The following is a 23,130-nucleotide window of genomic DNA, read 5'->3' on the forward strand; positions in this document are numbered from 1 at the left end:
CCTTTCAGTAACCTGCTAAGGTTGGCTCCCCTAAAAGCTAGTCCTTTTTCATAGCCCTGGGATAGCGAACCTTTGGCCGCAAGAAGAATCCGTCAAGGGCGAAGCGAACAAGCTTTGCGCGTACTTTCCACGGCACCGAAGACCCCTTGAGCTGCGATATCAGGTTCTGGAATAGATCAGCCAAGATTCGCGCCTTGCGCAGCGAGATCGCAGCGGCGACTTGGTTTCGCGCTCCTCTACCAAACTTCCAGAGGTTCTTCTCGGTAGCTTCGCCCCAGAACACAGCGGAATTGGCGGGCATCAAGTGGTCTACTACCGAATCAGGCACAAAGATACCGGGACGCCATTTGGCTAGCCGGTAGGTGTATTCTGCGTCGTCGAACCAGATGAAATATTCGGGATGCGGCAATCCACACGCCTCTACAGCTTCGCGTGTTACCAAGCACGATACGAAGGAGGCGCAGTCGACATCGATCCAGTTCTTTCCTTCGGCAATTGGCCGAGTCCAATCCCACCTAGGGGTAGGAATATTCATGTCGCATGCGCGCCCATCTTTCCAAACCACCATAGAAGCGGCATAAGAGGGCATTTGGCCGCCTCGAAACTCGGCGGCTTCTTCGAGGCCGCGAACGAGCTTACCCAGAGATTCAGGGCGAGGCTTCGTGTCGTCATCCATCATCCAGAAGGCGTCGTAACCGCCATCATAAGCAACATCCATCGAGAAGAAGAATCCGCCGGCTCCACCGGTGTTCTTCTTGAGCCTGTGCACCTCAATAGGGAGCTTATTCTTGCGTTCTTTGAGCATCTGCTGCGTAGCATCGGTAGACGCATTATCCACCACTACGATCTTAGAAACTGGATACTCCTGTGCTTCTAGCGCAGTCAATGTTTTCTTTAGCAGCTCAACGCGGTTATAGGTTACAACCACCGCGGCAACGCGCATAGTACCTGCATATGTAGCCATTTTTAGCCCCTCATACTTTCGACGCACTGTGTAGCCGTTCCATCTATTTTCACTTTACCGTGATCGAGCAGAATTCCTCGGTCGCACAACTTGGACATCATATCCAGATCGTGGCTGACTATAACAAGAGTCTTCCCCTGTGCTTGTAAATCTTTGATACGGGCAAGACATTTCTTCTGGAAAGGTTCATCGCCTACTGCCAAGATCTCGTCAATCAGGAAAATGTCCGGATCAGTGTAAACACACACCGAAAATGCCAGACGCAAGAACATCCCCGAAGAATAGAACTTCACTTCGGTGTCGATAAATTTTTCAATCTCGCTAAAGGCAACAATGTCGTCGAAAGCGGCATCTATCTGTTTCTTGCTCATGCCCAAAATGGCACCGTTGAGGTAGATGTTTTCCCGCCCCGTTAGATCTGGATGGAATCCAGCCCCGACCTCGATCAGTCCGGCAATCCTGCCCTTGTGGCCCACAAATCCTGAAGTCTGGCGCATAACCCCGCTGATTAGCTTCAGCATGGTTGACTTGCCAGAACCGTTGAAGCCCATAAGGCCTACAGTTTCGCCCTTGTAAATATCAAAAGACACGTGGTCTAAGGCTCTGAAGTTATCCCGGACATCGCCTTTGCGACCGGTCAGCGACCAAACTAGGATTTCTTTTAAAGTATGCGCATGCCGCAAGGTAAAGTCTTGGACTACGTCCTGTACTCGAATTACTACGTCTTGATTATTCATTACAGTTCCTGAGCAAACCTTCCGTCAAAGCGCCTAAAAGTCGCCTCTCCTAAGGCTAAGAACAATAGTGACACGACTAGCGAGACGACGGTCCAGATTCCCATTTGCGGTGGCATCGGATCTGTAACCCCCGCGGTAGGAAGCCAAAAGGCATAGTGGAATAGTTCAACTACTGGAGTTATGGGGTTCATCTGGTACAGGTACCAAACCCAGTGCAGCGGTCCTTCAAAGACTTTGGCCACCATTTCCCACCGATACAGCACCGGGGAAGCCCAAGTAGCAACCATCAGCAACAGGTCTACAAAATTTTCCGCGTCGCGGTACATAACGTTCAGTGCACCGGCAAAGAGTCCCAGTCCGAGGGCGAAGATGGTAATGATCGCAAAACCTGCGAAAGCCGCCGCAATATTCAGGATTCCCGGGCGCCACCCGTAGATCAGTGCGCCCACTACCAAAATCAGTACCTGTGGAAACAGGTGAACCATGGCTACCCACACTGACGACAGTGGGAACAGCTCACGGGGCAGATAGATCTTCTTCACCAGCGGGGTGTTCTGCACTATGGAACGGGTAGCATTGCCAAAGATCTCGCTGAAGTAGTTCACTACTACTACCCCGGCGAACATGTACACCACGTAGTTAGTAATGGCCCTGTTCATACCCATGAACTGGCCTATCGCAATGAAGAAGACCAAGAACTGGGTTGCGGGTTTGGCGTAAGACCAAAGCATCCCGAGTACGGAACCGCGGTAGCGTACCCGCAGTTCTTTATGAACGATTAGGTTCAGCAAATACCGTTCGTGAAGAGCTTCAATGAGCCCTTTCGACCGACCGGGAATGGTGAACCCATCAGTAGTTTTAGCGGTCATTATTCTCCGCTTTCCCACTCGACTTTCTGATCGCCCTCGAAGAAGGGCTTCAGTAGATTATCAACTCGCGATAAAGCCGATCCAATCGCCATGTGCATGTCGAGGTACTTATACGTGCCCAGACGTCCACCGAAAAGAACGTGCTTTTCACCCTTCGCGGCCTCTCTGTACGCCAACAGTCGGGTTCGATCCTCGGCCGTGTTGATGGGATAGTACGGTTCGTCGCCGCGTTCAGCAAAGCGCGAGTATTCCCGAGCGATTACGGTCTTATCCTTCGGGTAGTCGCGTTCGGGATGGAAATGCCTGAATTCATGAATACGGGTGTAAGGCACATCCAAGTCGCCGTAGTTCATTACGGATGTCCCCTGAAAGTCGCCCACATTAAGCACTTCCAGTTCTAGGTCAATCGTGCGCCACGAAAGGTCGCCCTCGACGTAATCAAAGTATTTATCCACCGGGCCGGTGTAAACCACGGGAACGTTTCCAACACAGGCCTTCTTGTTATACGGCTGAGATTCGTCGAAGAAGTCAGTGTTCAGGCGCACCTCGATATTGGGGTGGTCTGCCATGCGGTTCAGCCATGCCGCGTAACCATCTGTCGGCAGACCCTCCCAAGTATCTTTGAAGTAGCGATTGTTGTAGGTGTATCGCACAGGTAGGCGCGAAATGATAGACGCGGGCAGATTCTTAGGATCTGTCTGCCATTGCTTGGCGGTGTAGCCCTGGAAGAATGCTTCGAACAGAGGACGGCCAACCAGCGAGATGCCCTTCGACTGGAAATCGTTCACGTCTTTGCCAGCAACTTCCTGTGCCTGCTCGGCAATCAATGCCTTCGCTTCTTCTGGCCCGTAGGCTGCGCGGAAGAACTGGTTGATTGTGCCAAGGTTGACGGGCATTGGGTACACTTCACCGTCAACTGTCGTGTACACGTGGTGCACGTAGTCAGTGAAGCTGGTGAACTCGTTTACGTAATCCCACACCCGCTTATTGGAAGTGTGGAATAGATGGGCCCCGTACTTGTGGACCTCAATTCCCGTAGTAGGTTCGATCTCTGAATAAGCATTGCCGCCAATATGGTCGCGCTTATCAATGACTACTACTTTCAGGCCCAGCTGGGTAGCAGCCCGTTCGGCTACTGTTAGCCCAAAAAGACCTGAGCCAACCACAACCAAGTCAACGTTCATTTACCTACTCCTATTTGTTTTCGGGCGGGGCCTACCCACTCACACTAGCGTAAAAGGAGTGTTGGACCAGGATTTGCCCCGCCAGAAAGTCAGTTTCCGGATTATCTGTCCCGCCTGGCTCGTAGCGCATCTGCCACAAGGCGACCAACATTGTGCGCAGCTGCAACGGAGTCAAGATCGGCTAGATCCTGGGGACAGGAAACGCCTTCGAGACCGTTTCGTACCAGCGCAATTAGGTCGTCAGCTGAGGCGGCTACATCAACCCACCCACGGTGGGCCATAAAGTCTGTAAAGAGCATCTGGTGTTCGTCTAGGTGCTCTCCGAGAGCGGGGTCTCGGGGTACCACTACAGGCCTAAACCCGGCCCTGAGCCACTCGACCATTATCGATGGGCCTCCGTGGCAGATCAGGATCTTCGCGCTTTGCCGCAGGCTGAGCATCTCTTGCTGGGTGAGCGAGACTATCCCGTCTGCAATAGATGGTGCCTTCGAGTTGCCATATTGCACCAGAACTTCGATGCCTGTTGCGGCAAGCTTGTCGGCCCAGTCTATTAGTCGGTCAAACGGACAGTGATGGGTGCCAACCATGACTACTACCGAATAGTTTTGCAGGTTCATAGCAGCGGCCCCACCACCGTAGCGTTCGGGTATAGCTTCAGTTGCTCTTCCCACTGCACCCCAAATTTGTCAGCTATGTGGTAGCAGATTCTGCCGGACATCGATTTCAATTCGATGCGATCGAAGACCTCCACGTAGACCGTGGCAATCCCTAGTAGGCGGGCAATCGCAATGAAGATAGTCCCTAGCGATGCTCCGGTGGACACAACCACGTCCGGCTTCAGCTTAGGTACCAGCCTAATGCCTGCCCACAGGGTCTTCAGTAAGTCCCAGGGCTTACGTTCCGGGGAGTGTTTCATCCAGAACACCTTTTCGTTTTCCAAGGCACTGATAGCGTCCGGAGTGTTGAAAGTGACCCAGATGCGCTGATGGTTCTTATACCAGGGGCGCATTGAAATCATCTGCGCGAGGTGGCCCCCAGACGAGCCCACGAATAAAACCTTCAACTGGTTCATCTATGCTCCATCTTCGCGATCGCGGGGCCCACTTCTGCAGAGGACGCAAATACCTCGCGGTTGGAACGGGGGGCGCGCATTCCTGCTTTTAAGCCACTCCAACCTACTTTGACCATAGCCGGCCTATCAGCTGAGGCGCTGAACATCTTCGCCCACCGTCTGATACAAGATGCCCCGTAGAGCACGCGATCCATCAGATGCAGACCGGTGCTGAGCCTCAAGAACCAGATTTTGTTGCGCACTTCGTAGAAGAATCTATCGCGAGGGTCTTCATTCACTCCCGCAAGCTTCTTGGTGGCATGGAGAACGCGCGAGGACGGCACGTACAGTCCGACGCGATTCTTGCCTATGCGACTCAGATATTCTAAATCGTCATTCCAAATAAAGTAGTCCGCGATAGGAAGTCCTTCTTCGCGAACAGCCCTTGTATCTATCAGAACGGACACGAAAGATGCAGATCGAACCGGAATGGCTCCTACTTTCTTGGCGTGATCAATCTGTTCTGATGGCACAAAGGGGCGCCTGCGGTGAGTATTCATCGGGTGCACCTGCCCGTCGAACCACTCTGCTTTAGAGCAGAGGAATGCTGGTGCACCAGGGTAGGCGTCGGCTGTCTGCAATAGTTCTTCGAGGGCGTTCGAAAACGGGATGGTGTCATCATCCATGAGCCATAGAAAATCGACATCATGGCCCATTGCCGATGCAATGCCTGCGGTGAACCCTCCGGCACCGCCGGTGTTCTCTTGTAAGGAAACTACTTCTGCCCCACTAGCTTTAGCTACTTGCAGCGAATTGTCTGTGCTGGCGTTGTCTACTACCACTATGTGCTGCAATGGAACAGTTTGCTTCTGCAGTGCAGCGAGGCATTTACCTAACAAGACTTCGCGATTGTAAGCAACAACAACCGCAGCTACTTTTCGCATACCATCGACCTTGCCGCTCCGTGGACCTTTTTCATCCGCCCATCATACAACCCGCTAGTTCGCCGCCTCGCAGGCTACGCCACTGGGAAAGCAAACATATATAGTTAAGCCACGTTCTTTCGCATGCTACATCTCGAATGGGAACCTATGGCAAACATTGGCATCTTGACAGACATTGGCAACCCCTCTTGGCACGTTGGCGACGACGCCATTGCGCTTTCCTCCTTTAAACAGATAAAAGAAGCCGGCCATACCCCATATCTGTTTACCCATGACGCCACTCGTAGCCAACAACTTGTTCCCGGCGCCAATTTCCTCCGCTCGATTGAATTTCCAGAGCTGCCGCTAGAACGGGAAGAGTTTTTCCTTAGCGCACAAGATTTTTCAGATTTTAGGCGTAACCCCGTAGCGGATGGACTGGCGCAGGTGCACCACTTGGACGCTCTGATAATTGGTGGGGGCGGGTCAATAAATTCCTACTTTTCTAGGCTCCTTCTTGAGCGTTCCCTGTTTGCCCAATACGCCAAACACATCGGTCTGCCAGTGGCAATTTCTGGGCAGTCGGTTGGCCCCCTTCTATTAGGACACGAAGAACAGGCGGTACGCCGGCTTTTTGATTCGGCCGATCTGATTGGCGTACGCGGTCCTTTCTCTAAGAAGGAAGCCCAAAAGTACACGTCCAAAGAGATTTATGTGGCCCACGATGATGCCATCTGCTTCAGCGGGGTAGAAAACCTGCGCGGCGGGGATTTTATAGCGGGCTGCTTCAACGATGCCCATGCTGCTTTCCCTACCTCGACGTCGGCAGCGCTTATCGCTGCTACTTTAGATCGACTCAGTAAAGCCACCGGGCTTACTACGAAGCTGATCTCGCATATGGCAGACTCAGCAAAGCAGGACCAAGATGTTGCTTTCCACGAAGCCATAGCCCAGCGCATGTCTACGCCGGTGGAGGTCTTCAACCCTGCCCACCCAAGCCAGTTAGTCGCCGCTCTAGAAGGAGCTAGTCTCTCTGTTACAAACAGGTTCCATCAAGCAGTCTTTGCCATGACTTCGGCTATTCCGACTCTATTGCTTGCACCTAACCTGTACGCCAATCTTAGAATGGCGGATCTGCTGGCAAACCTCGGGCTGGATCCTAACTGGGTTCTACCGGAAGCAGCACTGGATGCAGTCGAAAGCTACCAGGCAATAGACCAGTTCGTGGCACTGGCGAACCAGATCAGTTCGCATCTGCAGTCTCGGATGCCAAAGTTGCACACCGATACAAAACGCTGGTGGCAGCAGGTGATTGCTATGTGCACCAACAACAAGGCAGACGCCTCCTCTTTCGTTTCCACGGCCTCGCCCACGCTGGCGGCCCCCGAAATTCTCGCTAAGCTTCACACGCGTTATTTAGGGCAGTTGCAGCTCATGGAAGATGCAACCGCCGACCATGAATATCTTGCTAGAGCCTGGCAGCTGTTGGAATCTTACGAGAGGCAGATTCACGCCCTTCAAGCTGAAAAGAGGCTACTAAGTGAGCAGGTGGAAACACAACAGGCACGAATCGGGTACCTGTACTGTCGCGAGGCCGAGCTCGTACAGGATCCGGGGGCACGCGTAGGCCGTTTTAGCTACCGCCAGTTGAAGAAGATCGCGCGGGTAGGTGCGCTGGCATCGCGCCTGAAGAACAGGGGTCACTGAATAGTGCAGTCCGGGAGCTTTACCAGCTTCGCTTCCCCCTGCTGATCTACCACTTTGGCACCTGGAATGTCTTCCAGATGATCAAGCGAGGAGAAATTCTTCTCGATATTCCAACCGGAGCCTCCCCACAAGTACACGTCTCGCAGCTGCAAGGCGTAGTGGATATTCTCCCGCTTCAGCAGCGAACACACCTCTGGTATCTGATCTGCCTTATCTAGATCATTGACCAGCAACTTGTAAGTGTCGGTAAGACCACCAGTAATCCTAGGGAAGAAAGGCATTCGCTTGCCGTATGGCCACGTGAGCGAGCCTCCCTCCCATGGATTAGCCAGGATCTTCTGTCCTGGTGGTACGTGTTTGTCCAGTCTGGAGAACAGCTGCAACTCATCGCTGTCCAACAGGCCGCCCTGGGAATAAATACCCCGCAGCGAATTGGTGTGGCTTATTGCAGTAAAAGCAGAGGTGATCGCTGGAGAGAACAGCGTTGCGGCAAGCAGCACCACAAGCGCAGCAGCGGTAGAAACGCCCGAAGTAGCTCGCCGTCTGAAAAGGTGGCACCCTGCCTGCAATGCCAAGGCGGCAAAAATCGGTGCACCGACACATAGTGGCGCAAACACCCTGGGAACGTCGCAGTACCAAAGCCCCGTCCAATACAAGCGGGTGTCACCGTCAAGGCAAAAGGCACAGACGAATAGTACTGCTGCCATGAAATGCGCACCTAGCAGCGGCCACGCCCTCTTCATGCTTATAGCCACCAATACTCCCGCCAAGATCGCCAAGGCGGGAACTATCATCTGGGGCAGCGTATAAACGTCCCAGTTCCCCTGGGGCTTTCCCCCTGTGAAGACGACCAGCTGGAATAGCCCCCGCAACGCATGTCCTTGGCGATACCACGTGGTTGTTCCAGTCCTCATAGTCGAAAGCTGGTTTACAGAATCTATGCAAAAGTTCAGTGCGGCATACAAGACCACTGCGGCCCCCAGGGCAACAGGGACTGTACGAAGTTTCCGCCTAGTTTGGCTCCAGAACTTCACAATTAGCCAGGCAATCGCCATGATCGCAAAAGTAATTACCGAAACAGGCTGCGCCAGAGCCATTCCGGCAGCAGTCACCAACAGGGCAACCAGGTAGATAGGAGTTACTTTGCTGAACCGTTCAAGCACCCTGTCAAAGAGAGTCATCCCAATAGGCAACAGCGCATACCCAAGTAGGTTCGGGTACAGGTTTCCCCACCACAAGAACGCCAGAGGAAACTGGGGAAATAGCAGGGCCAGGACCATTGCACATGTTTTGGTACCTGTCGAAGACGTTACTCTTCCGACTAGTGCGTAGATGCCGACGGGCCACACCAAGAATGACACGACGGCAGCCGCAGCGTTAGTAGCAACTGGTGTAAGTGTTCCCGTAAGCTGCGTAACCAGCGCGACGATGCCGTGCCAAGCGGCCGGATAGAAGTGTTCTTTTCCATCCCCGGTAAGATCCACGTGAAGGGAAGAGGCACTATCTGTAGACAGGATGAGCTCGGTTGTGTTCAGGTGAAAGACAGTGTCCCATGTCTGGCTGAATGTCCCCGGCGATTGGATTGCCAACGCAAAACGCACTGTAAAAGCAGCGAATAAAAGAATACAGATGACGGGCGCAAGGAAAGACTTACTTCCCGCCCTAGAAATATTCTTGTACGGGCGCGCCACTGCCCTATACAAAACCAAGATCACTGAGATGACCGCAGTTAGCGGCAGTAGCATCAGCGCGTTCCAGCCCCAGCCGACCTCCCGGGCCATTATCCCGCTTACCGCACTGATGCCAACTGAGGCAGCCGGTGCAAAGGCTGCAAGCGTGGACCTTCTAAATCCCGCTGCAATACCCACAACAAGCCCCGGGAGGAAAACTACCAGGGTAGTTACTCCTAGGCAGACTAAGAATCCACCCCAACTATAAAAATGACTCAGCTCTGTGGAAGCTGGGAACAACATAGACCCTCCAGGGGATGCAAAATGGGCACATGTTTTAGCCAAGATGGCTAAGACACGTGCCCATTGTAACTAATGACTATTTGTCGCCAATAACCATGCGAGGCGTACCAGCCCAGGTTTGCGGATCAGTCACGCGACGCCCGTCGAAGAGCAGCTTGATACCAGGGATATCAGAAGCAGAGATAGTCCGGTATTCCTTGTGGTCGGCCTGCACGATGGCTACATCAGCGGACTCGCCGAAGTGGTAAGCCTTCCAGCCGAATCCGGCCAATTCGTCATCACTGAACATCGGATCGTGCACGAACACGTCCGCGCCCTTTTCTTCCAAGGCTTCGACAGTACGGAACACGCCCGAGAATGCGGTTTCCTTCACGCCACCACGGTAGGAAGCACCCAGCACCACAGCCTTTTGGCCCTTCAGGTCACCCAGTACTTCTTCTACCCTGCTAACCACGTAGTCAGGCATTGCCGCATTGTACTTACGGGCAGTACGGACCACCGTTGCGTCAGGGTCAGTCGACAGGTAGAGCCTGGGGTAAACCGGGATGCAGTGTCCGCCCACCGCAATGCCAGGGCGGTGAATGTGACTGTATGGCTGAGAGTTGCAGGCATCAATAACCTTCTCTACGTCGATGCCAACCTTGTCTGCGTACACTGCGAACTGGTTGGCCAGTCCGATGTTCACATCGCGGTAGGTGGTTTCGGCTAGCTTCGCCATTTCAGCTGCCTCAGCGCTCCCCATGTCCCACACGCCATTCTGGCGAGGCAGGTCTTCCCTATCGCGGAAAGTGAGCACCTGCTTGTAGAAATCAATGCCGGCCTTCGTGCCTTCTTCGTTCAGACCACCGACAAGCTTCGGGTACTTCTGCAGATCGTCGAATACACGGCCGGTGAGTACACGCTCCGGAGAGAATACGAGGTGGAAATCTTCGCCTTCCTTCAGACCCGAGATTTCTTCAATCATGGGCTTCCAGCGGCCCCGAGTAGTTCCTACCGGCAAAGTAGTTTCGTAAGAGATCAGAGTGTTCGGCTTCAGATTCGCTGCCAAGGACTTGGTGGCGGCATCCATCCACCCGAAAACTGGCTCCCACGTCTGATCGTTTACAAACAGGGGTACAACCAGTACAACCGCATCAGCCTGTGGAATAGCTTCCGCGTAGTCGGTAGTTGCGCGCAGCTTGCCAGCAGGAATGAGCTCATCCAGTTTTTCCTGCAGATGAGCCTCGCCGGGGAACGGCTCCTTACCGGCGTTTACTAGGTCAACGGTTTTCTGGTTTACGTCAACACCAACTACTTGGTGTCCCATATCGGCAAACTGTACTGCCAGAGGAAGACCAATCTTTCCCATTGCCACTACTGCAATCTGCATATATCCTCCAAAATTTGAGTCTCATACGTATTGTAAATAAAGTCCTGGCTCCCCGCGCACTTACCCGTTGCCTGCAGCAAATATGTGCGCTCACTCTCGTCTCTAGCGGGGACGTTAGGCAATTTCAGGAGCTCCTGCAGGCGGTGATCTTGTACAGCCTGGCGGTTCCTCCCCTATCTACCAGTTCGGCCTCCTTCGGTGAGGGCGGCACTTGGATTCCGTCGTCCTTTACCTGCCCCGTCTTGCCGAAGGTTTCCTTGTCACTGTCATAGTAGAAGTACCTAATGTTGTACTTACGAACTAGATCGCAAACCTTCGGCTCCGTACCCAACTTGTCGAAATTCGATAGCAGGTAGGCCTCGTTAGTATTCGAAGGCCTGTAGTACATCTGCGGAAATACCACTTCCACGCCTCCCAGAGCCTGCATCATGGCACTGCCGTTGGTTGGATCGCCGATTACTCGCACCGGCCCCTTAATCTTCTTTTGTGCCCGCTCGATCATAGCTATTTCAGGGCTCGACATATGTATCGTCACAAAATCTGATTTCGGATTGTAGACAACCTGATAGAAGGCATTCTTAGTAATAATTCCGGCGCTAAATCCTGCTACTAACACAACACCCAGTGTGATCGCTCGTGACAGGCCAGCAGCGTTCTTTGCGCGAAAAACCGTCTTCAAAAGAAGTGAAAGCAGGTAACTCCACTGGGCTAGTCCCAACCCAAATAATAACGTCGCCGGCACTTCAAGCGGTGCTATTACCCTATGTGCGTTCATGTACCAGAATCCGCCAATCATCCCGAGGACTCCGGGTACTCGCCAATAGACAATTAGCGCTATGAATGCGGTTCCCAGCCACGAAAGCCACACGATCTTGTCACGCCTACGCCAGCACATTAGAACGGCCCCTATAAACAGGACCATGCCACAGACGTTCATAAGAGCCTGCGACATCTTTACTGGAACTACCGTTCCTTCCTTATGCGCGGTGGCTCCGGAAACAATCTTCAGTATCGCCTCGATGCCAATTGCCGGTTCCCCGCCGTATGAGCTCATCATACGCGCAGCAACAGCGCTGACATACGGAATAGTGAACATAGCCAGACTCGCTCCCACTACTACGAGTACTACGCCACCTAGCCACAGCAGAGACTTCCTTCTGCGCTGACTGGGGGAACGCCATATCCCGCGAATTAACAGATAAAGCAGGGGAAATACGCTGAGAGAGGCCATGTTGAAGACAAATGACGGGTGGACGAGCGCAATTCCGCAAGTAATCAAAATCGCTGCGGCCCCTACTCCTACATACCCAAGAGCAGAGTGTTTCTGCGCCCGCCAGTCTCTTATCGCCATCCACATTGCCGCACAAGCAAATGGAAGCAAAGCAATAGCTAACGCATTTGGCCACACCGGATAGCTACTTTGCAAGATAGTGGGAAACTCACTGAATACGAGACTTGCTAGCTGGGTCCACACCACCAACTTCGTATTCGCAGAAAAAGCTACATATGCAAGCAAACTAATACCGACAACCCAAAGCGTCGGCAGTACTATAGCCATCGTATTCGTCGCTTCCACAACCCGACCCGTACCCATAAGAGCAACCAGGTCATGCCACCCGGAAGGGGCGGCAGTCTCAGAGGTTTCAAGCCCGAACATTCTTGTCGGTGCGCTAATGGAAGAACCATTCCCAGTATTCGCCATGAACCACACCAAATTCATGTGGTAGGTGGGATCAATTTGCTGGATAGGGGTGCGCGGAGAACGCCCAATCACCGCCGGTAGTACGTGACCGAGCCAAGCGACAACGCCTCCTATCCACAAGGCAGAGGGCAAAGCCACCCGTTGCGGCCAGCGTGCTCGCCCTCGACAAATCAGAGCGACCGCAAGGCAGAAAACCACAAAGGTTCCGGCAAAGGAACCTATAGACCAACGCATCCCGAATTTAGCGAACAATACGGGAAGGAGACTCACTAGCGACATAGAGATAAGGGGCGCAAGAGCCACCACGTAACGCGGACGCATTCCAGCAAGCAAACAAATGGATGCACCCGGAATAAAAACAATACCTAGCAATCCCGCAAGTAACGGGATGCATCCTAGCCACGCCATACTATTTTGTAGTTCCCTCTCGGTCGTAAATCCTTGCGGCTCTGATCGTTAGAAGAATCATTCCCACCAGGGCGAGGGACATAAACAGCGACAGTCCCCAAACAGTTGCGACAATTCCCGCTCCCAGTTTGGCAAAGCCCCACACAGACCCCAGCCCCGTAGACATGTATACCACGGCAAAGCCAAGCATCTCCTGCTGCCTTTCAGTAACAACGAAGACGGTCGAAATTGGCGAAGTGGCAACATTCAGAAATAACCATGGCACCAGCGCCCTGCCGATCAGACCGGATTGCTCCCAGCCACTGCCTAAAAACCAGGGGAAAATCCAAGGTGCAAGAAGAGCCATTAGAAGGAATGGAATAATTCCCAGCAGTAAAGAGTATTTCACCGACTGCTTCACCGCCGCTTCCATCTTTCCTGGCTCTGTAACCGAAAAGCGCTGGAAAAATACTTGCGAAATAGCCCCGGTGATAAGCGTTACGGGAGCCTGCATCAACCTCCACGCCTGCCCGAATTGACCAACCGTATTAGCAGAATAGAGGGCACCAATTAGCATGTTGATACCGTTCAGCCGGATCGAATCTACCAGCCCGTTCGGAGCATTGAGCAGCGGCATCTTCTTATAGCGGCGCAACAGCTGTATGGCGCTGGCGCTTGGCTCGCCTTCATTTTCCGCCTTCGCCCGGCCCTTATACATTAGGGTGGCCATTGCCCCACCCTGCCCCAGCAGATGTCCAACAATAAGCCCGGCGATGCCTCCGAAAGACACAAGCGCGAAGACAATCTGCAAAATCGCGGTTGAACCACTCATTTGCACTTTGTTTATAGAAATTGCCTTGTATTGCAGCGTCCTAGTGAACCAATAGTTATAGGAATTCACTTGCGCCAGCGTGAAAATGGCGATTCCCGCAAGTGCTAGCCACGGGCCGAGTCCGGGTTGGCCCATCGATTTAGCTAAAGCATTCCCGCAGATGAAAAACACTATTGTGCACGCCAGCGAGACAATCCCGATGATCACTGACACGGTATTGCGCAGCACCCGCGCATTCGCGTGGCTCTTCGGTAGCACGATCGCCATGTCGTAACGCAGTCCCGCAACAGCAACAACGGTCATGAAGACGGAGATGAATAAGGTGTACTGCCCCATCTCTTCCGGCGAATACATTCGCGAGATTATCGGGGCCGTGACAACGGCCAGGACCTGTCCCGCCAGGGTTCCGCCCACAAGAGTAGAGACGTGCTTCAGGGTAGGCCTAGCGGTGAAAACCCCTTTTATCTTGTCGAAGGGGGAACTCACATCTGTTCCATTTCTGCAATCAGCTTCGGGTACACATTACGAGCGTCGCACTTTTCTTCCCAGGTATTCCGCGCATTCTTGCTAAAACGTGCGTACTCGTCCTGTCCCATCCGGTACCAGCGATCAAGGATCTCTGCTAAATCATTCGGTTGTATATCCGCCGCTAGCAGCGAACCGTTAACGCCCTCTTCTACCAGTTCGCCACTTCCGCCGACATCTGTGCAGACAGTCGGGAGCGAGCATCCCAACGCCTCCATGATCGAAACAGGCACGCCCTCGGAAGAGGAAGTATTCATGAACACGGTCAGCTTCGGGTCCGCCAGGAAATTTAGCGCCTCTTCGTGGGGCAGTTGGCCGATCAGAGTTACAGATTCGCTTATCTGGAGCTCGTCCAACAGCCCTTTGAGATCTTCTACCTGTTCCGCCTTCGCGCCTCCGATGTGGTACCAGTGCAAGTCAACGCCACGGCGAAGCGCTTGCGCTATACCCCGCGCGCCTAGATCCAACCGCTTCACTGGCGCCAAAGAGGAGAGGGAGACAATATTTAGCCTCCCAGTCTTTTCCCGGTGCACTTCGGGCAGAGGGCGAGTTCCTAGCCGTTGGATGCTCATTGCGGCACGCATCGAATCTCCCATGTCCCTGGAGAGCACATCTTTCGCATTCTTTGAAATGGGAAAGGCCGCATCCAAATGTTTACCTAAGAATGACCTTGCAGGTAGATATCCGAACGGAGCCTGGTCCTGATATACATCGAAGCGGTGCGCCCGCGAGGCACACTTGGTTTCGGTAAAATCTTTTGCCCACTCGGAAAGCCAATAGGCAATCATTGCTGGCTTGGCCATCCAATACCCGTAGAACACCGCCTGGTCATAGCGCGAAAAATCCACGTCTGCCAGCGCATTTTTTGCCAGTTCGAAACGATACCTACCCGAGGTCAGCGCGCGCATTTGCAAAGCAGCTGGGATCGGCGACAGCAGGGGCGAACGTACCCAGCCGCTAACAGCTTTTAGCCCAATCCCAGCGCTCTTGCATGCCGGCACGCAGCTGCGCAGGCTGCGTGCCTCAACATTCTGCGGCAGCTTTCTGGTGAGTTTCTTGGGATTTAGTTGATGTACGGGCAGAATTATGACCCTAGTAAAAGAAGCTGCCAGATACGGGAGCTCAACCTCTAAGAACTCTTCTCCGCTGTCATAGGGGAAGACGGAGGTAAGCAGTACCAGCAGCTTCTTCTGCATTTAGGTTCCTAACTCATAGCGACAACATACGTTTAAGTATTCCTCTTGCTACCTTAGCCTCATTGTCAAAAGAAAGTTCTTTGGAGTGGGTGTGAGCTTGTGCTTTGAAAGACCTCACTTTTTGCGAATCCAAGCTGGATAGAGTCTGTGTAATGCTGGAGACTTCAAATCTTTCCGAAACAACTCCCAGTGAATGCTTTCGAACCAGTTCAGCCATCTCGATCGACGGACCTACAGCAACTGCCAAGCGTGCCTGTACAAAGTCGAAGAATTTATTCGGCAGCGAAAGGCGCGCATTCGTATTGGTGGGAGGGATCCAGAAGATGCCTACATCGTATGAATTCAATGTGGCGGGAAGCTCGGCAGGCTTTACCGGATCATTGAACCTAATTCTCGGGTCACCGCCCGCTACATCTTTCAAAGTCTGTAGATACTTGCCGCCATCGCCGGCAGTAGTCAGATAGAAGTCTAGGCTGAAGCGATCGTCCAGCGTTTTGACCGCTTCGATCATCTTGTCAATAGACCGGCCCGGAACCGCACTGCCAGAGTGGACCAGGCGAATCTTGTCGTCACTTACAGGACTCGGTTCCAGATCCTGCCAAGCGGGCGCATTGCGCATCACTGAGGGAGTAACTCCAAAGTGCTTCTGGTAAAGCTGGGCGATGTGCCCAGCGACAGTCGTCTGTGCTGCGGTAGATGGTAGATAAGTTTTACAAATATCCCGCATCAAGGGAGCGACGAGCAACCTCCAGGACAGCAGCTGGGTGCGTTCCTCCGGAGCCCATTCGTGCAAATCAGCCCACACTGGCGTATCGTCCCCGGCAATAGCCATGCCAAGGGGAAGCGCTCTTGCATCGTTAGCAATTATTGCGTCAAACTTGCGATTGCCCACCAACTTCAATCCCTGCTTAGCTGCAGGAATAAGCCGTTCCGCTGTACGGAATCTATGTGCTGCCAAGGCAGCCACCCCCGCAGGAGTCTGCGGCAGAGACGGCAAAGAAGAATCAATCCGCAGATGCTCATCTGCAAATTCGGCCTTTTCTCCATAGGCAAGTGTCGTGACATGGCCGAACTCGCGCACAACCGATAGTTGACGCAATACGCGGGCGTCCTTCGGAATATCCGAAAAGGTGATCACCAGGATGTTCTTCATTACTAACCTTCTTTAGATGCCTCTAGCAGAATCTGTGCTACCTGCATGCCAGAGCTAGAGATCGACTTATTTTCTTCGGCCCATTTGCGAATCTGCTGACGCGGCCATTGCTCGGCGGCTACCGTAATCATCGCCTTAGCTACTTGGCCAGCGTCATAGCCGGCTACTATCCCAAGATGGGCATCGCGGATATCTTGCGCCGTTGGCCCCTGCCCTACGTAGAGCAACGGCGTCCCGCAAGAAAAGGACGACAGTGCTTTCGTAGTGTATGCCAGTTCGTAGCCACTATCGGGGTGAATAGAGGCCAAGGAAGCCTTCGCTCCTCGTAACCACTTTGCTAGTTCACCGGGCGCGATAAGGCCATTTACGTGGACTCGTCCTCGTAGCTTCCCCGTATTGGAGCGTTCCGCGAACGCTTGCCAGCTAGTGCCCCTACCGAAGAACACCAAATCGAAATCTACTTGGTCGACTATTTGCTCAAAGGCGCCCAAAAAGATCTCGGCTCCGTGAACCTCGCTAGCGTTACCTCCGTAAAGCAGATATGGCCGCTCCCCCAGTCCGATGGCTGCTTTCTGCGCCGGCGTGGGAACCTCACCCGAACTGGAAAAAACTGTCGTATCTACGCCCTGCGGCACGACTCGTACGTCACTAGCGCCCATTTGCCGACAAATGGAAGCGACATCTTCGTTAACCGCTACGACCTTTGCCGCGCCTCGAATCGCGAATTTTTCGATCGCCCTCAACGTGTTCGACACGATTGAAGGAACCGTTCCGTCCGCTGCGCGAGACCAAATATCAGCAGCGTAGTAGACGTAGGGCACACGTTTCAGAAAACTTGCAATGCGAACCATCACTCCCGTTGTTGGAGGAGGTTCTACTAACACGGCACTGGCAGACCTAGAAAAGAGCAGCCGCGCTAGCAGCGGGACATCGAAAGATGCGTACTGCACGTAGCCCCGCAGGTAGCCCTCGGAATCACGCAATGCTGGCCATCTACTTATCCGAAGGGCACCTTTCGATTCACTGCCGGTGCGCTCATACGTAGTTGTCAGGACGTTAACAGCGCAGCCTCGATGCAGTAGTGCTTCCACCACTGCATCGAGGCGCAATGTAGCAGCTGCAACCTCCGGAGAGAATATGCGCGATACTAGCTTGATCGACTTCATAGATCCTCTAGAGTGCAATATTTCCCTCTTCTGGCAGCTTAGAAGGAGACAGCCTTGCCGGATTCGGCAGAGTCCAAAATCCCCTGAATGACCTTCATCGTCGTCAATGCTTCCCGCATGGTGACGTGTTCTTCGGCCTTACCTAGGATGGCGTCCCGGAAATGCTCGTGTTCGACTGCGAGCGGTTCCCGCTTCTGCAGGGCGTAACGAGTAACTTCACCTTCGGATACGCCGCGGAAATTCCGGATTTGATCCCAGCCAAGAGGTGCCTTGCCATTCTCGTAGAAGGTCAGATCTCCCATGACGGTCTCGGCTACCAGGGCACCCTTCTCTCCTAGAACAACAGTGGTGCGATCCTTGAAGGGGCTCAACCAATTGACAGTATGGTTGACCAGAATACCGTTCTTCAGTTTGCCAGAAGCAATAACCATGTCTTCAAATTCGCGCCCTGCCCTATAGGTGGTCTGCGCAGAAATGGTCTCGTAGGCAGAATCGGCTACCCATGCGGTCAGATCGACATCGTGGGTTGCCAAGTCTTTCACAACTCCGACATCCGAGATACGCGCCGGGAACGGCGACTGCCGCCTAGTGGAGATCTGGTAAACCTTCCCTAGCTGGCCCTCAGTGATGCGCTTACGCATTTCGAGCAAGGCAGGGTTGCAGCGCTCAACGTAACCTACAGCGCCAACCAGATTCGCCTCTTCAAATGCCTTTACCATGGCCTCGCCATCTTCGATCGAAGAGGCAAGCGGCTTTTCTACCATCGTGTGAACGCCAGCAGCTGCCAACTTCAATGCGGTCTCGGCATGGAAAGCGGTAGGCACAGCAACCATGGCTGCGTCTAGGTTCTGCTCAATCAAAGCCTCGACGTCTGGCAACACCGGCAGGTCTCCGGCAACTCCAAACTTATCGCCATACGGATCCGCCACGGCTACCAGGTCCACGCCCTCTAGGGCACGGATATTGCGGGCGTGGTGGCGCCCCATGGAGCCAAGGCCGATCAGGCCGTAACGCAGGTTAGCCACTATGCACCTGCCTGAGCGAGCTTATTGACTGCCTCGACGATCCGCTCCAGATCTTCCTGATCCAAGGACGGGTGTACCGGCAGCGACAGGCACTGCTCCGCCACCTGCTGCGTGACAGGCAGCTCCAAATTCGGCGCGTACTCGGCCAAAGAAGGAAGCTTGTGGTTCGGAATCGGGTAGTAGACACCGGAACCGATCTGGTACTCGTCCTTCAGAGCCTGCTGGAAGCCATCGCGATCGGACTCAACACGGATCGTGTACTGGTGGTAGACGTGAGTTGCCCCTTCCATGACCTTAGGAGTAATCACGCCCTCGATGTGGTCAGAGAGGTACTTCGCGTTCTGCTGGCGAGTCTCGGTCCAGGCGCCAACCTTCTTGAGCTGTTCGCGGCCGATCGCAGCGTTAATGTCGGTCATACGGTTGTTGACGCCAACCAGTTCATTCGCGTAACGCTTTTCCATGCCCTGGTTACGGATCATCTTGGCACGACGCAACACCTCTGGATCGGAGGTAGTGATCATGCCGCCTTCACCGGCCGTCATGTTCTTGGTCGGGTAGAAGCTGAAGGCACCAAACGCACCGAAGGTACCAACCTGCTTGCCATTCAAGGTGGCTCCATGCGCCTGAGCACAGTCTTCAAAGACGAAGAGGTTGTGTTCCTGAGCAATCTTTACAATCTGCTCCATCTTGGCCGGATGTCCATAAAGGTGCACCGGCATGATGGCCTTAGTGTGCTCGGTAATCTGCTCTTCTACATGCTTCGGATCGAGGTTGAAGTAGTCGGCCTCGATATCAGCAAATACCGGCTTGGCGCCGGTCATTGCTACCGAGTTAGCGGTAGCCGCAAACGTAAACGAAGGAACAATAACTTCGTCGCCAGGACCAATCCCGGCAGCCAGCAAACCAACGTGCAATGCCGAGGTACCCGAGTTGACTGCACAGGAGGAAGCTCCCTTGGCCATCTGGGCCGAGAACTCCTCTTCAAAAGCTGCGACCTGAGGGCCCTGTGCGACCATCCCGGATTCCAGCACCCGCTGGACAGCTTCTTCTTCTTCCTTGCCAATTAGTGGCTTGGCTGCAGGAATGAATTCCTTAGACATTTATTCGCAAACCTCCGTCAGTTCGCCGTTTTCTTCCTTGTAAAGCATACCTGTCTGCGGGCAGCGGTATCCTTCTGAAACACTTTCAAGCTTAACCCCTGCTTTTCCTACCCAACCGATCTGTTTGGCAGGAACTCCCGCAACTAACGCGTGAGCAGGTACATCTTTTACTACTACTGAGCCTGCGGCAACCAGTGCCCACGGCCCGATCTTCACTGGAGCTACACATACCGAACGAGCCCCAATTGCAGCGCCCTGTCCGATAGTTACTCCTACCTGCTCCCAATCAGAAGCAGATTTGAGCGAGCCATCTGGATTGACCGCCCGTGGATAGTGATCGTTCGTAAGTACGACAGCTGGACCGATAAACACGCCATCTGCAATCTTGGCGGGCTCGTATACCAGCGCGTAGTTTTGCACCTTGCAGTTATTTCCTAGCTGCACGCCCTCGCCGATATAAGCCCCACGGCCGACGACGCAATTTTCACCTAGGACTGCATGTTCACGTACCTGGGCTAGATGCCAGATCGAAGAGCCTTCGCCAATCTTTGCCTCATCAGACACGTCTGCAGTGTCAACTATCCGAACCATGAGCCTCCCCTTGGGCCTTACTATTTACACAAACACGTTAGCTTATTTTCGTTAAATACGACTATGACAAACCGCCTAGAGGCCACATTAGATCAGCCTTCACCTGGCAAGGGGCATGTCAGCATGACACTTTTCACCAGGGGCACGCCCTCTTTGTCAAGCAGTTTTAACGGAACTTGTGCAACACTGTTACCATGTCTTCTCTCACTACCAATACGTACCTGGTTATGCCTCTTTATAACGAGGCCGAAGTAATTGGCCAGGTCATTCGGGACACCCTAAAAGTGTTTCCCAACATTATTTGTGTAGATGATGGCTCCACAGACGACTCTGGTCAGGAAGCATTAAGAGCTGGCGCTACAGTGCTCACCCACCCTATCAATATGGGGCAGGGGGCAGCCCTTCAGACCGGGTTTTCGTATTTTCTTCGCAAAACTAACGGCAAGTATGTTGTGACATTTGATGCCGACGGACAGCATCAAACTTCCGATGCCCTAGCGATGGTCCAGTACGCCGAAGAAAACGACAAGGCCATAATTTTTGGCTCCCGTTTCTTAGGCGGCAATATCGAGGCCGGGAAGATCAAGCAGCTAGTGCTGAAGACCGCCGCATTCGTCACTCGCATTGAGACCGGTCTGAAGCTCACCGACGCGCACAATGGTCTACGCGCTTTGCGCCGCGACGCTGTGGAGCGAATTTATCTGAACCAAAACCGGATGGCTCACGCAAGCGAGATTGTGAGCAAACTTGCCGCCACCAAACTCCCCTGGTCCGAGTTGCCGGTTCACATTCGTTACACGGACTATTCACGGGCGAAGGGACAGTCCCTGCTGAATTCCATCAATATCGTCACTGACCTTCTGCTTCACTGAGGAAACCATGCTGATTAAAGTAATTCTTATCGTCGGAATCCTTGCCGTAGCCGTACTACTGATCCGCTCCCGCGAAGGTTCAGACAAGAAACTCGCCCTGCGGCGCCTTTCCATCTCGATATTCGCACTACTCGCAGTTATTGCCATTTTGTGGCCATCCATCACCTCGAAGGTGGCAGCCATGGTTGGGGTTCAGCGTGGCGCCGACCTGTTGCTATACCTGCTTGTTATCGCGTTCTTCGCCTCGCTGGCTTACCAGTCGAAACGGTCGCACTTTCAGCAGCGCAAAATCACAAAACTAGCACGTGAACTAGCTATCATGAACGCCCAAAAACCTGAATCGAGCAATAGTATAGAGCGATGACTAATAGGCACGCATTGTATCGTGACCACCCAACGCATGCATCAAAGCTACCCAGAGGGCGCAGCTGGCCAACGCGGATTGGGATCGCGATCTTGGCATTTGCAGTATTCCTCGTTACAGCAGGCATACTGTTCTACCAGGATTTGAACAATTCGCTTAACGTTGCGGGCGGTCGCGGGGGCTTCCTTCCCTACGATCACTACGCGGGACGGGCAGTAAACGTGCTTGTTTTAGGCTCGGACACTCGCTCCGGCAAATCCGGCGAGGGCGAAGACACCGGAGTCGAGGGCATGCGCTCAGACACCATGATGATCGCCCACATTGCCAAGGACAGGAAATCTGTTTCCGTCATATCTATCCCTCGCGACACAATGGTTGATCTGCCGTCTTGTAAAACCGAGGGCGGCGGCGAAACAGAGGAAAGCTTTGGCCAAGTTAACAGCGCATTCAGTGAGGCAGCTGGCAACTCGGATACCGTAGCGGGCATCGAATGTGCCAAGAAAACTGTAGAGGCCAACACGGGCGTTCGGATCGACGAATATGTGCTTGCCGATTTCAATGGCTTCTCCTCGATGGTCGATTCACTTGGCGGCCTAAAGCTCTGGCTTGATGAGGATATAAGCGACGAGCAGGCCCACATTGATCTAAAGAAGGGCTGCAACCACCTGAATGGCAAGGCGTCGGTTGGTTACGCCAGATTGCGCTACATTGGCGATGGTTCAGATCTCTCGAGGATCCAACGCCAGCAGCGCCTCCTAGGGATTATGATCCGCACGGCCCTAAAGAAGAATCTTTTGACAGACCTATCTTCGCTGTACGGGTTCACTAAGGCGGGGCTCTCTTCGCTTACAGTTTCCTCCGGCTTTTCATCGCTCGCAGCGCTGGGCGGGTTCGGCAATTCTCTGAGGTCGATCGATCCCGCTAATGTTCGCTTTGCCACGGCTCCCAACGAGCCCTACCCGCTAGATCCGGATCGAGTCATTTTCTCTGACCAGGCCCAGCAGGTGTGGGAAGCGCTCATTAAAGATACTGACCTACCTACCGGCTTGTCGGTTCGCGATGGAAATTCGAAGACTTACGTGATTCAACCTCCCGCGCCCAAGCAGACTCCGAAGAAGGAAGAGTCAGCCAAGCCGGAGCCGGCTCCTTCATCGTCCGAGCCAGAGCCAACTGAATCCGAGTCCACCCCGAGCGAAACGCCGACAACAGAGACTTCCTCCCCCGTGGGAGCAGCTGTAGAAGACTCCAACAAAGCCGCACAGGAGAAATGCGAACCGTGAGTACACCACCTTCCTTCCAACCGAAGAAGCGGCGGCGTCCTACCACTAGCTCTGCTGCAGGCTCTAGCGGCAGACCTGCTCCGCGGAATACGTATCGACCAAACTCCGCGACCGAAGGTGCCCCTCGCCAAGACCGATATTCTCCCTCCTCCGCAACGGT

Annotated in this window: 21 protein-coding genes; 4 read left to right on the top strand and 17 right to left on the bottom strand. The window is 53.6% G+C overall.

Annotated elements, in window-relative coordinates; translation table 11 throughout:
- Positions 1–37: 37 nt before the first annotated feature.
- The 7 genes from QP400_RS00745 to QP400_RS00775 all read right to left on the bottom strand — a co-directional run bounded on the left by QP400_RS00745 (position 38) and on the right by QP400_RS00775 (position 5,749).
- On the bottom strand, positions 38–964 hold the full coding sequence (locus tag QP400_RS00745) for a glycosyltransferase family 2 protein (RefSeq protein WP_004805997.1): 927 nt from the start codon (positions 962–964) through the stop codon (positions 38–40).
- A 2-nt stretch (positions 965–966) separates the two neighbouring features.
- Positions 967–1,701, bottom strand: coding sequence for an ABC transporter ATP-binding protein (locus QP400_RS00750; RefSeq protein ID WP_004805996.1), 735 nt, complete (start codon positions 1,699–1,701; stop codon positions 967–969).
- Positions 1,701–2,570 (bottom strand): ABC transporter permease, encoded by an 870-nt coding sequence (locus QP400_RS00755; protein WP_004805993.1) that lies wholly within the window; start codon positions 2,568–2,570, stop codon positions 1,701–1,703. The genes QP400_RS00750 and QP400_RS00755 overlap by 1 nt, the downstream gene beginning before the upstream one ends.
- A complete protein-coding gene (gene glf, locus QP400_RS00760; protein ID WP_004805990.1) occupies positions 2,570–3,754 on the bottom strand; it encodes a UDP-galactopyranose mutase in 1,185 nt (394 codons plus the stop codon). The genes QP400_RS00755 and glf overlap by 1 nt, the downstream gene beginning before the upstream one ends.
- A gap of 101 nt (positions 3,755–3,855) precedes the next feature.
- Complete coding sequence (locus tag QP400_RS00765; protein WP_143484504.1) at positions 3,856–4,425, bottom strand: glycosyltransferase; 570 nt, start codon at positions 4,423–4,425, stop codon at positions 3,856–3,858.
- Positions 4,368–4,826, bottom strand: a complete 459-nt coding sequence (gene pssD / locus QP400_RS00770) for a PssD/Cps14F family polysaccharide biosynthesis glycosyltransferase (protein ID WP_004805987.1) — start codon at positions 4,824–4,826, stop codon at positions 4,368–4,370. Before pssD ends, QP400_RS00765 begins: the two co-directional genes overlap by 58 nt.
- On the bottom strand, positions 4,823–5,749 hold the full coding sequence (locus QP400_RS00775) for a glycosyltransferase (protein WP_004805986.1): 927 nt from the start codon (positions 5,747–5,749) through the stop codon (positions 4,823–4,825). Before QP400_RS00775 ends, pssD begins: the two co-directional genes overlap by 4 nt.
- 147 nt (positions 5,750–5,896) lie before the next feature.
- On the opposite strand from QP400_RS00775, the gene QP400_RS00780 reads away from it, so the two are divergent.
- Positions 5,897–7,435, top strand: coding sequence for a polysaccharide pyruvyl transferase family protein (locus tag QP400_RS00780; protein ID WP_004805983.1), 1,539 nt, complete (start codon positions 5,897–5,899; stop codon positions 7,433–7,435).
- Here the strand turns inward: QP400_RS00780 and QP400_RS00785 are convergent.
- The 10 genes from QP400_RS00785 to QP400_RS00830 form a co-directional block, all read right to left on the bottom strand.
- Positions 7,429–9,408 (bottom strand): DUF6541 family protein, encoded by a 1,980-nt coding sequence (locus QP400_RS00785; RefSeq protein ID WP_048707228.1) that lies wholly within the window; start codon positions 9,406–9,408, stop codon positions 7,429–7,431. The genes QP400_RS00780 and QP400_RS00785 overlap by 7 nt on opposite strands.
- Before the next feature lie 76 nt (positions 9,409–9,484).
- A complete protein-coding gene (locus tag QP400_RS00790; protein WP_004805980.1) occupies positions 9,485–10,777 on the bottom strand; it encodes a nucleotide sugar dehydrogenase in 1,293 nt (430 codons plus the stop codon).
- A gap of 124 nt (positions 10,778–10,901) precedes the next feature.
- Positions 10,902–12,887, bottom strand: a complete 1,986-nt coding sequence (locus tag QP400_RS00795) for a DUF6541 family protein (protein WP_004805978.1) — start codon at positions 12,885–12,887, stop codon at positions 10,902–10,904.
- Between the two features lies 1 nt (position 12,888).
- Complete coding sequence (locus QP400_RS00800) at positions 12,889–14,184, bottom strand: lipopolysaccharide biosynthesis protein (protein WP_004805976.1); 1,296 nt, start codon at positions 14,182–14,184, stop codon at positions 12,889–12,891.
- Positions 14,181–15,419 carry a glycosyltransferase gene (locus tag QP400_RS00805; protein WP_004805975.1) on the bottom strand — a complete coding sequence of 413 codons (1,239 nt, stop codon included), beginning with the start codon at positions 15,417–15,419 and terminating at the stop codon, positions 14,181–14,183. Before QP400_RS00805 ends, QP400_RS00800 begins: the two co-directional genes overlap by 4 nt.
- Before the next feature lie 13 nt (positions 15,420–15,432).
- Entirely contained in the window at positions 15,433–16,572 is a 1,140-nt protein-coding gene (locus QP400_RS00810) for a glycosyltransferase family protein (protein WP_004805972.1), read from the bottom strand.
- Positions 16,573–16,574: 2 nt separating this feature from the next.
- Positions 16,575–17,738, bottom strand: a complete 1,164-nt coding sequence (locus tag QP400_RS00815; protein ID WP_004805970.1) for a glycosyltransferase — start codon at positions 17,736–17,738, stop codon at positions 16,575–16,577.
- 38 nt (positions 17,739–17,776) lie between these two features.
- The gene (locus tag QP400_RS00820) at positions 17,777–18,763 is read right to left on the bottom strand and encodes a Gfo/Idh/MocA family protein (RefSeq protein WP_004805967.1); all 987 of its coding nucleotides are present in this window, start codon (positions 18,761–18,763) and stop codon (positions 17,777–17,779) included.
- Positions 18,763–19,863, bottom strand: a complete 1,101-nt coding sequence (locus tag QP400_RS00825) for a DegT/DnrJ/EryC1/StrS family aminotransferase (protein ID WP_004805965.1) — start codon at positions 19,861–19,863, stop codon at positions 18,763–18,765. The genes QP400_RS00820 and QP400_RS00825 overlap by 1 nt, the downstream gene beginning before the upstream one ends.
- Positions 19,864–20,454 (bottom strand): acyltransferase, encoded by a 591-nt coding sequence (locus QP400_RS00830; protein ID WP_004805964.1) that lies wholly within the window; start codon positions 20,452–20,454, stop codon positions 19,864–19,866. It abuts the gene before it with no gap.
- A gap of 194 nt (positions 20,455–20,648) precedes the next feature.
- Between QP400_RS00830 and QP400_RS00835 the strand changes: the two genes are divergently transcribed.
- From QP400_RS00835 to QP400_RS00845, 3 genes are read left to right on the top strand one after another with little or no spacing between them, the layout of a single operon-like run.
- Positions 20,649–21,326, top strand: a complete 678-nt coding sequence (locus tag QP400_RS00835; RefSeq protein WP_004805962.1) for a glycosyltransferase family 2 protein — start codon at positions 20,649–20,651, stop codon at positions 21,324–21,326.
- A gap of 7 nt (positions 21,327–21,333) precedes the next feature.
- Complete coding sequence (locus QP400_RS00840; protein ID WP_004805959.1) at positions 21,334–21,690, top strand: DUF2304 domain-containing protein; 357 nt, start codon at positions 21,334–21,336, stop codon at positions 21,688–21,690.
- Positions 21,687–22,970 (top strand): LCP family protein, encoded by a 1,284-nt coding sequence (locus QP400_RS00845; RefSeq protein WP_004805958.1) that lies wholly within the window; start codon positions 21,687–21,689, stop codon positions 22,968–22,970. Before QP400_RS00840 ends, QP400_RS00845 begins: the two co-directional genes overlap by 4 nt.
- Positions 22,971–23,130 lie beyond the last annotated feature (160 nt).

Origin of the sequence: Winkia sp. UMB3158, from assembly GCF_030217145.1 — a bacterium.
In the GTDB taxonomy this organism is placed as follows: Bacteria; Actinomycetota; Actinomycetes; order Actinomycetales; family Actinomycetaceae; genus Winkia; species Winkia anitrata.

What these genes read in the sequence shown, in the direction of transcription:
- QP400_RS00815 (WP_004805970.1), bottom strand. Translation starts at nt 17,738, where the DNA reads ATGAAGTCGATCAAGCTAGTATCGCGCATATTCTCTCCGGAGGTTGCA.
- QP400_RS00835 (WP_004805962.1), top strand. Translation starts at nt 20,649, where the DNA reads ATGTCTTCTCTCACTACCAATACGTACCTGGTTATGCCTCTTTATAAC.
- glf (WP_004805990.1), bottom strand. Translation starts at nt 3,754, where the DNA reads ATGAACGTTGACTTGGTTGTGGTTGGCTCAGGTCTTTTTGGGCTAACA.
- QP400_RS00830 (WP_004805964.1), bottom strand. Translation starts at nt 20,454, where the DNA reads ATGGTTCGGATAGTTGACACTGCAGACGTGTCTGATGAGGCAAAGATT.
- QP400_RS00745 (WP_004805997.1), bottom strand. Translation starts at nt 964, where the DNA reads ATGGCTACATATGCAGGTACTATGCGCGTTGCCGCGGTGGTTGTAACC.
- QP400_RS00810 (WP_004805972.1), bottom strand. Translation starts at nt 16,572, where the DNA reads ATGAAGAACATCCTGGTGATCACCTTTTCGGATATTCCGAAGGACGCC.
- QP400_RS00750 (WP_004805996.1), bottom strand. Translation starts at nt 1,701, where the DNA reads ATGAATAATCAAGACGTAGTAATTCGAGTACAGGACGTAGTCCAAGAC.
- QP400_RS00775 (WP_004805986.1), bottom strand. Translation starts at nt 5,749, where the DNA reads ATGCGAAAAGTAGCTGCGGTTGTTGTTGCTTACAATCGCGAAGTCTTG.
- QP400_RS00845 (WP_004805958.1), top strand. Translation starts at nt 21,687, where the DNA reads ATGACTAATAGGCACGCATTGTATCGTGACCACCCAACGCATGCATCA.
- QP400_RS00755 (WP_004805993.1), bottom strand. Translation starts at nt 2,570, where the DNA reads ATGACCGCTAAAACTACTGATGGGTTCACCATTCCCGGTCGGTCGAAA.
- QP400_RS00795 (WP_004805978.1), bottom strand. Translation starts at nt 12,887, where the DNA reads ATGGCGTGGCTAGGATGCATCCCGTTACTTGCGGGATTGCTAGGTATT.
- QP400_RS00780 (WP_004805983.1), top strand. Translation starts at nt 5,897, where the DNA reads ATGGCAAACATTGGCATCTTGACAGACATTGGCAACCCCTCTTGGCAC.
- QP400_RS00790 (WP_004805980.1), bottom strand. Translation starts at nt 10,777, where the DNA reads ATGCAGATTGCAGTAGTGGCAATGGGAAAGATTGGTCTTCCTCTGGCA.
- QP400_RS00785 (WP_048707228.1), bottom strand. Translation starts at nt 9,408, where the DNA reads ATGTTGTTCCCAGCTTCCACAGAGCTGAGTCATTTTTATAGTTGGGGT.
- pssD (WP_004805987.1), bottom strand. Translation starts at nt 4,826, where the DNA reads ATGAACCAGTTGAAGGTTTTATTCGTGGGCTCGTCTGGGGGCCACCTC.
- QP400_RS00805 (WP_004805975.1), bottom strand. Translation starts at nt 15,419, where the DNA reads ATGCAGAAGAAGCTGCTGGTACTGCTTACCTCCGTCTTCCCCTATGAC.
- QP400_RS00840 (WP_004805959.1), top strand. Translation starts at nt 21,334, where the DNA reads ATGCTGATTAAAGTAATTCTTATCGTCGGAATCCTTGCCGTAGCCGTA.
- QP400_RS00825 (WP_004805965.1), bottom strand. Translation starts at nt 19,863, where the DNA reads ATGTCTAAGGAATTCATTCCTGCAGCCAAGCCACTAATTGGCAAGGAA.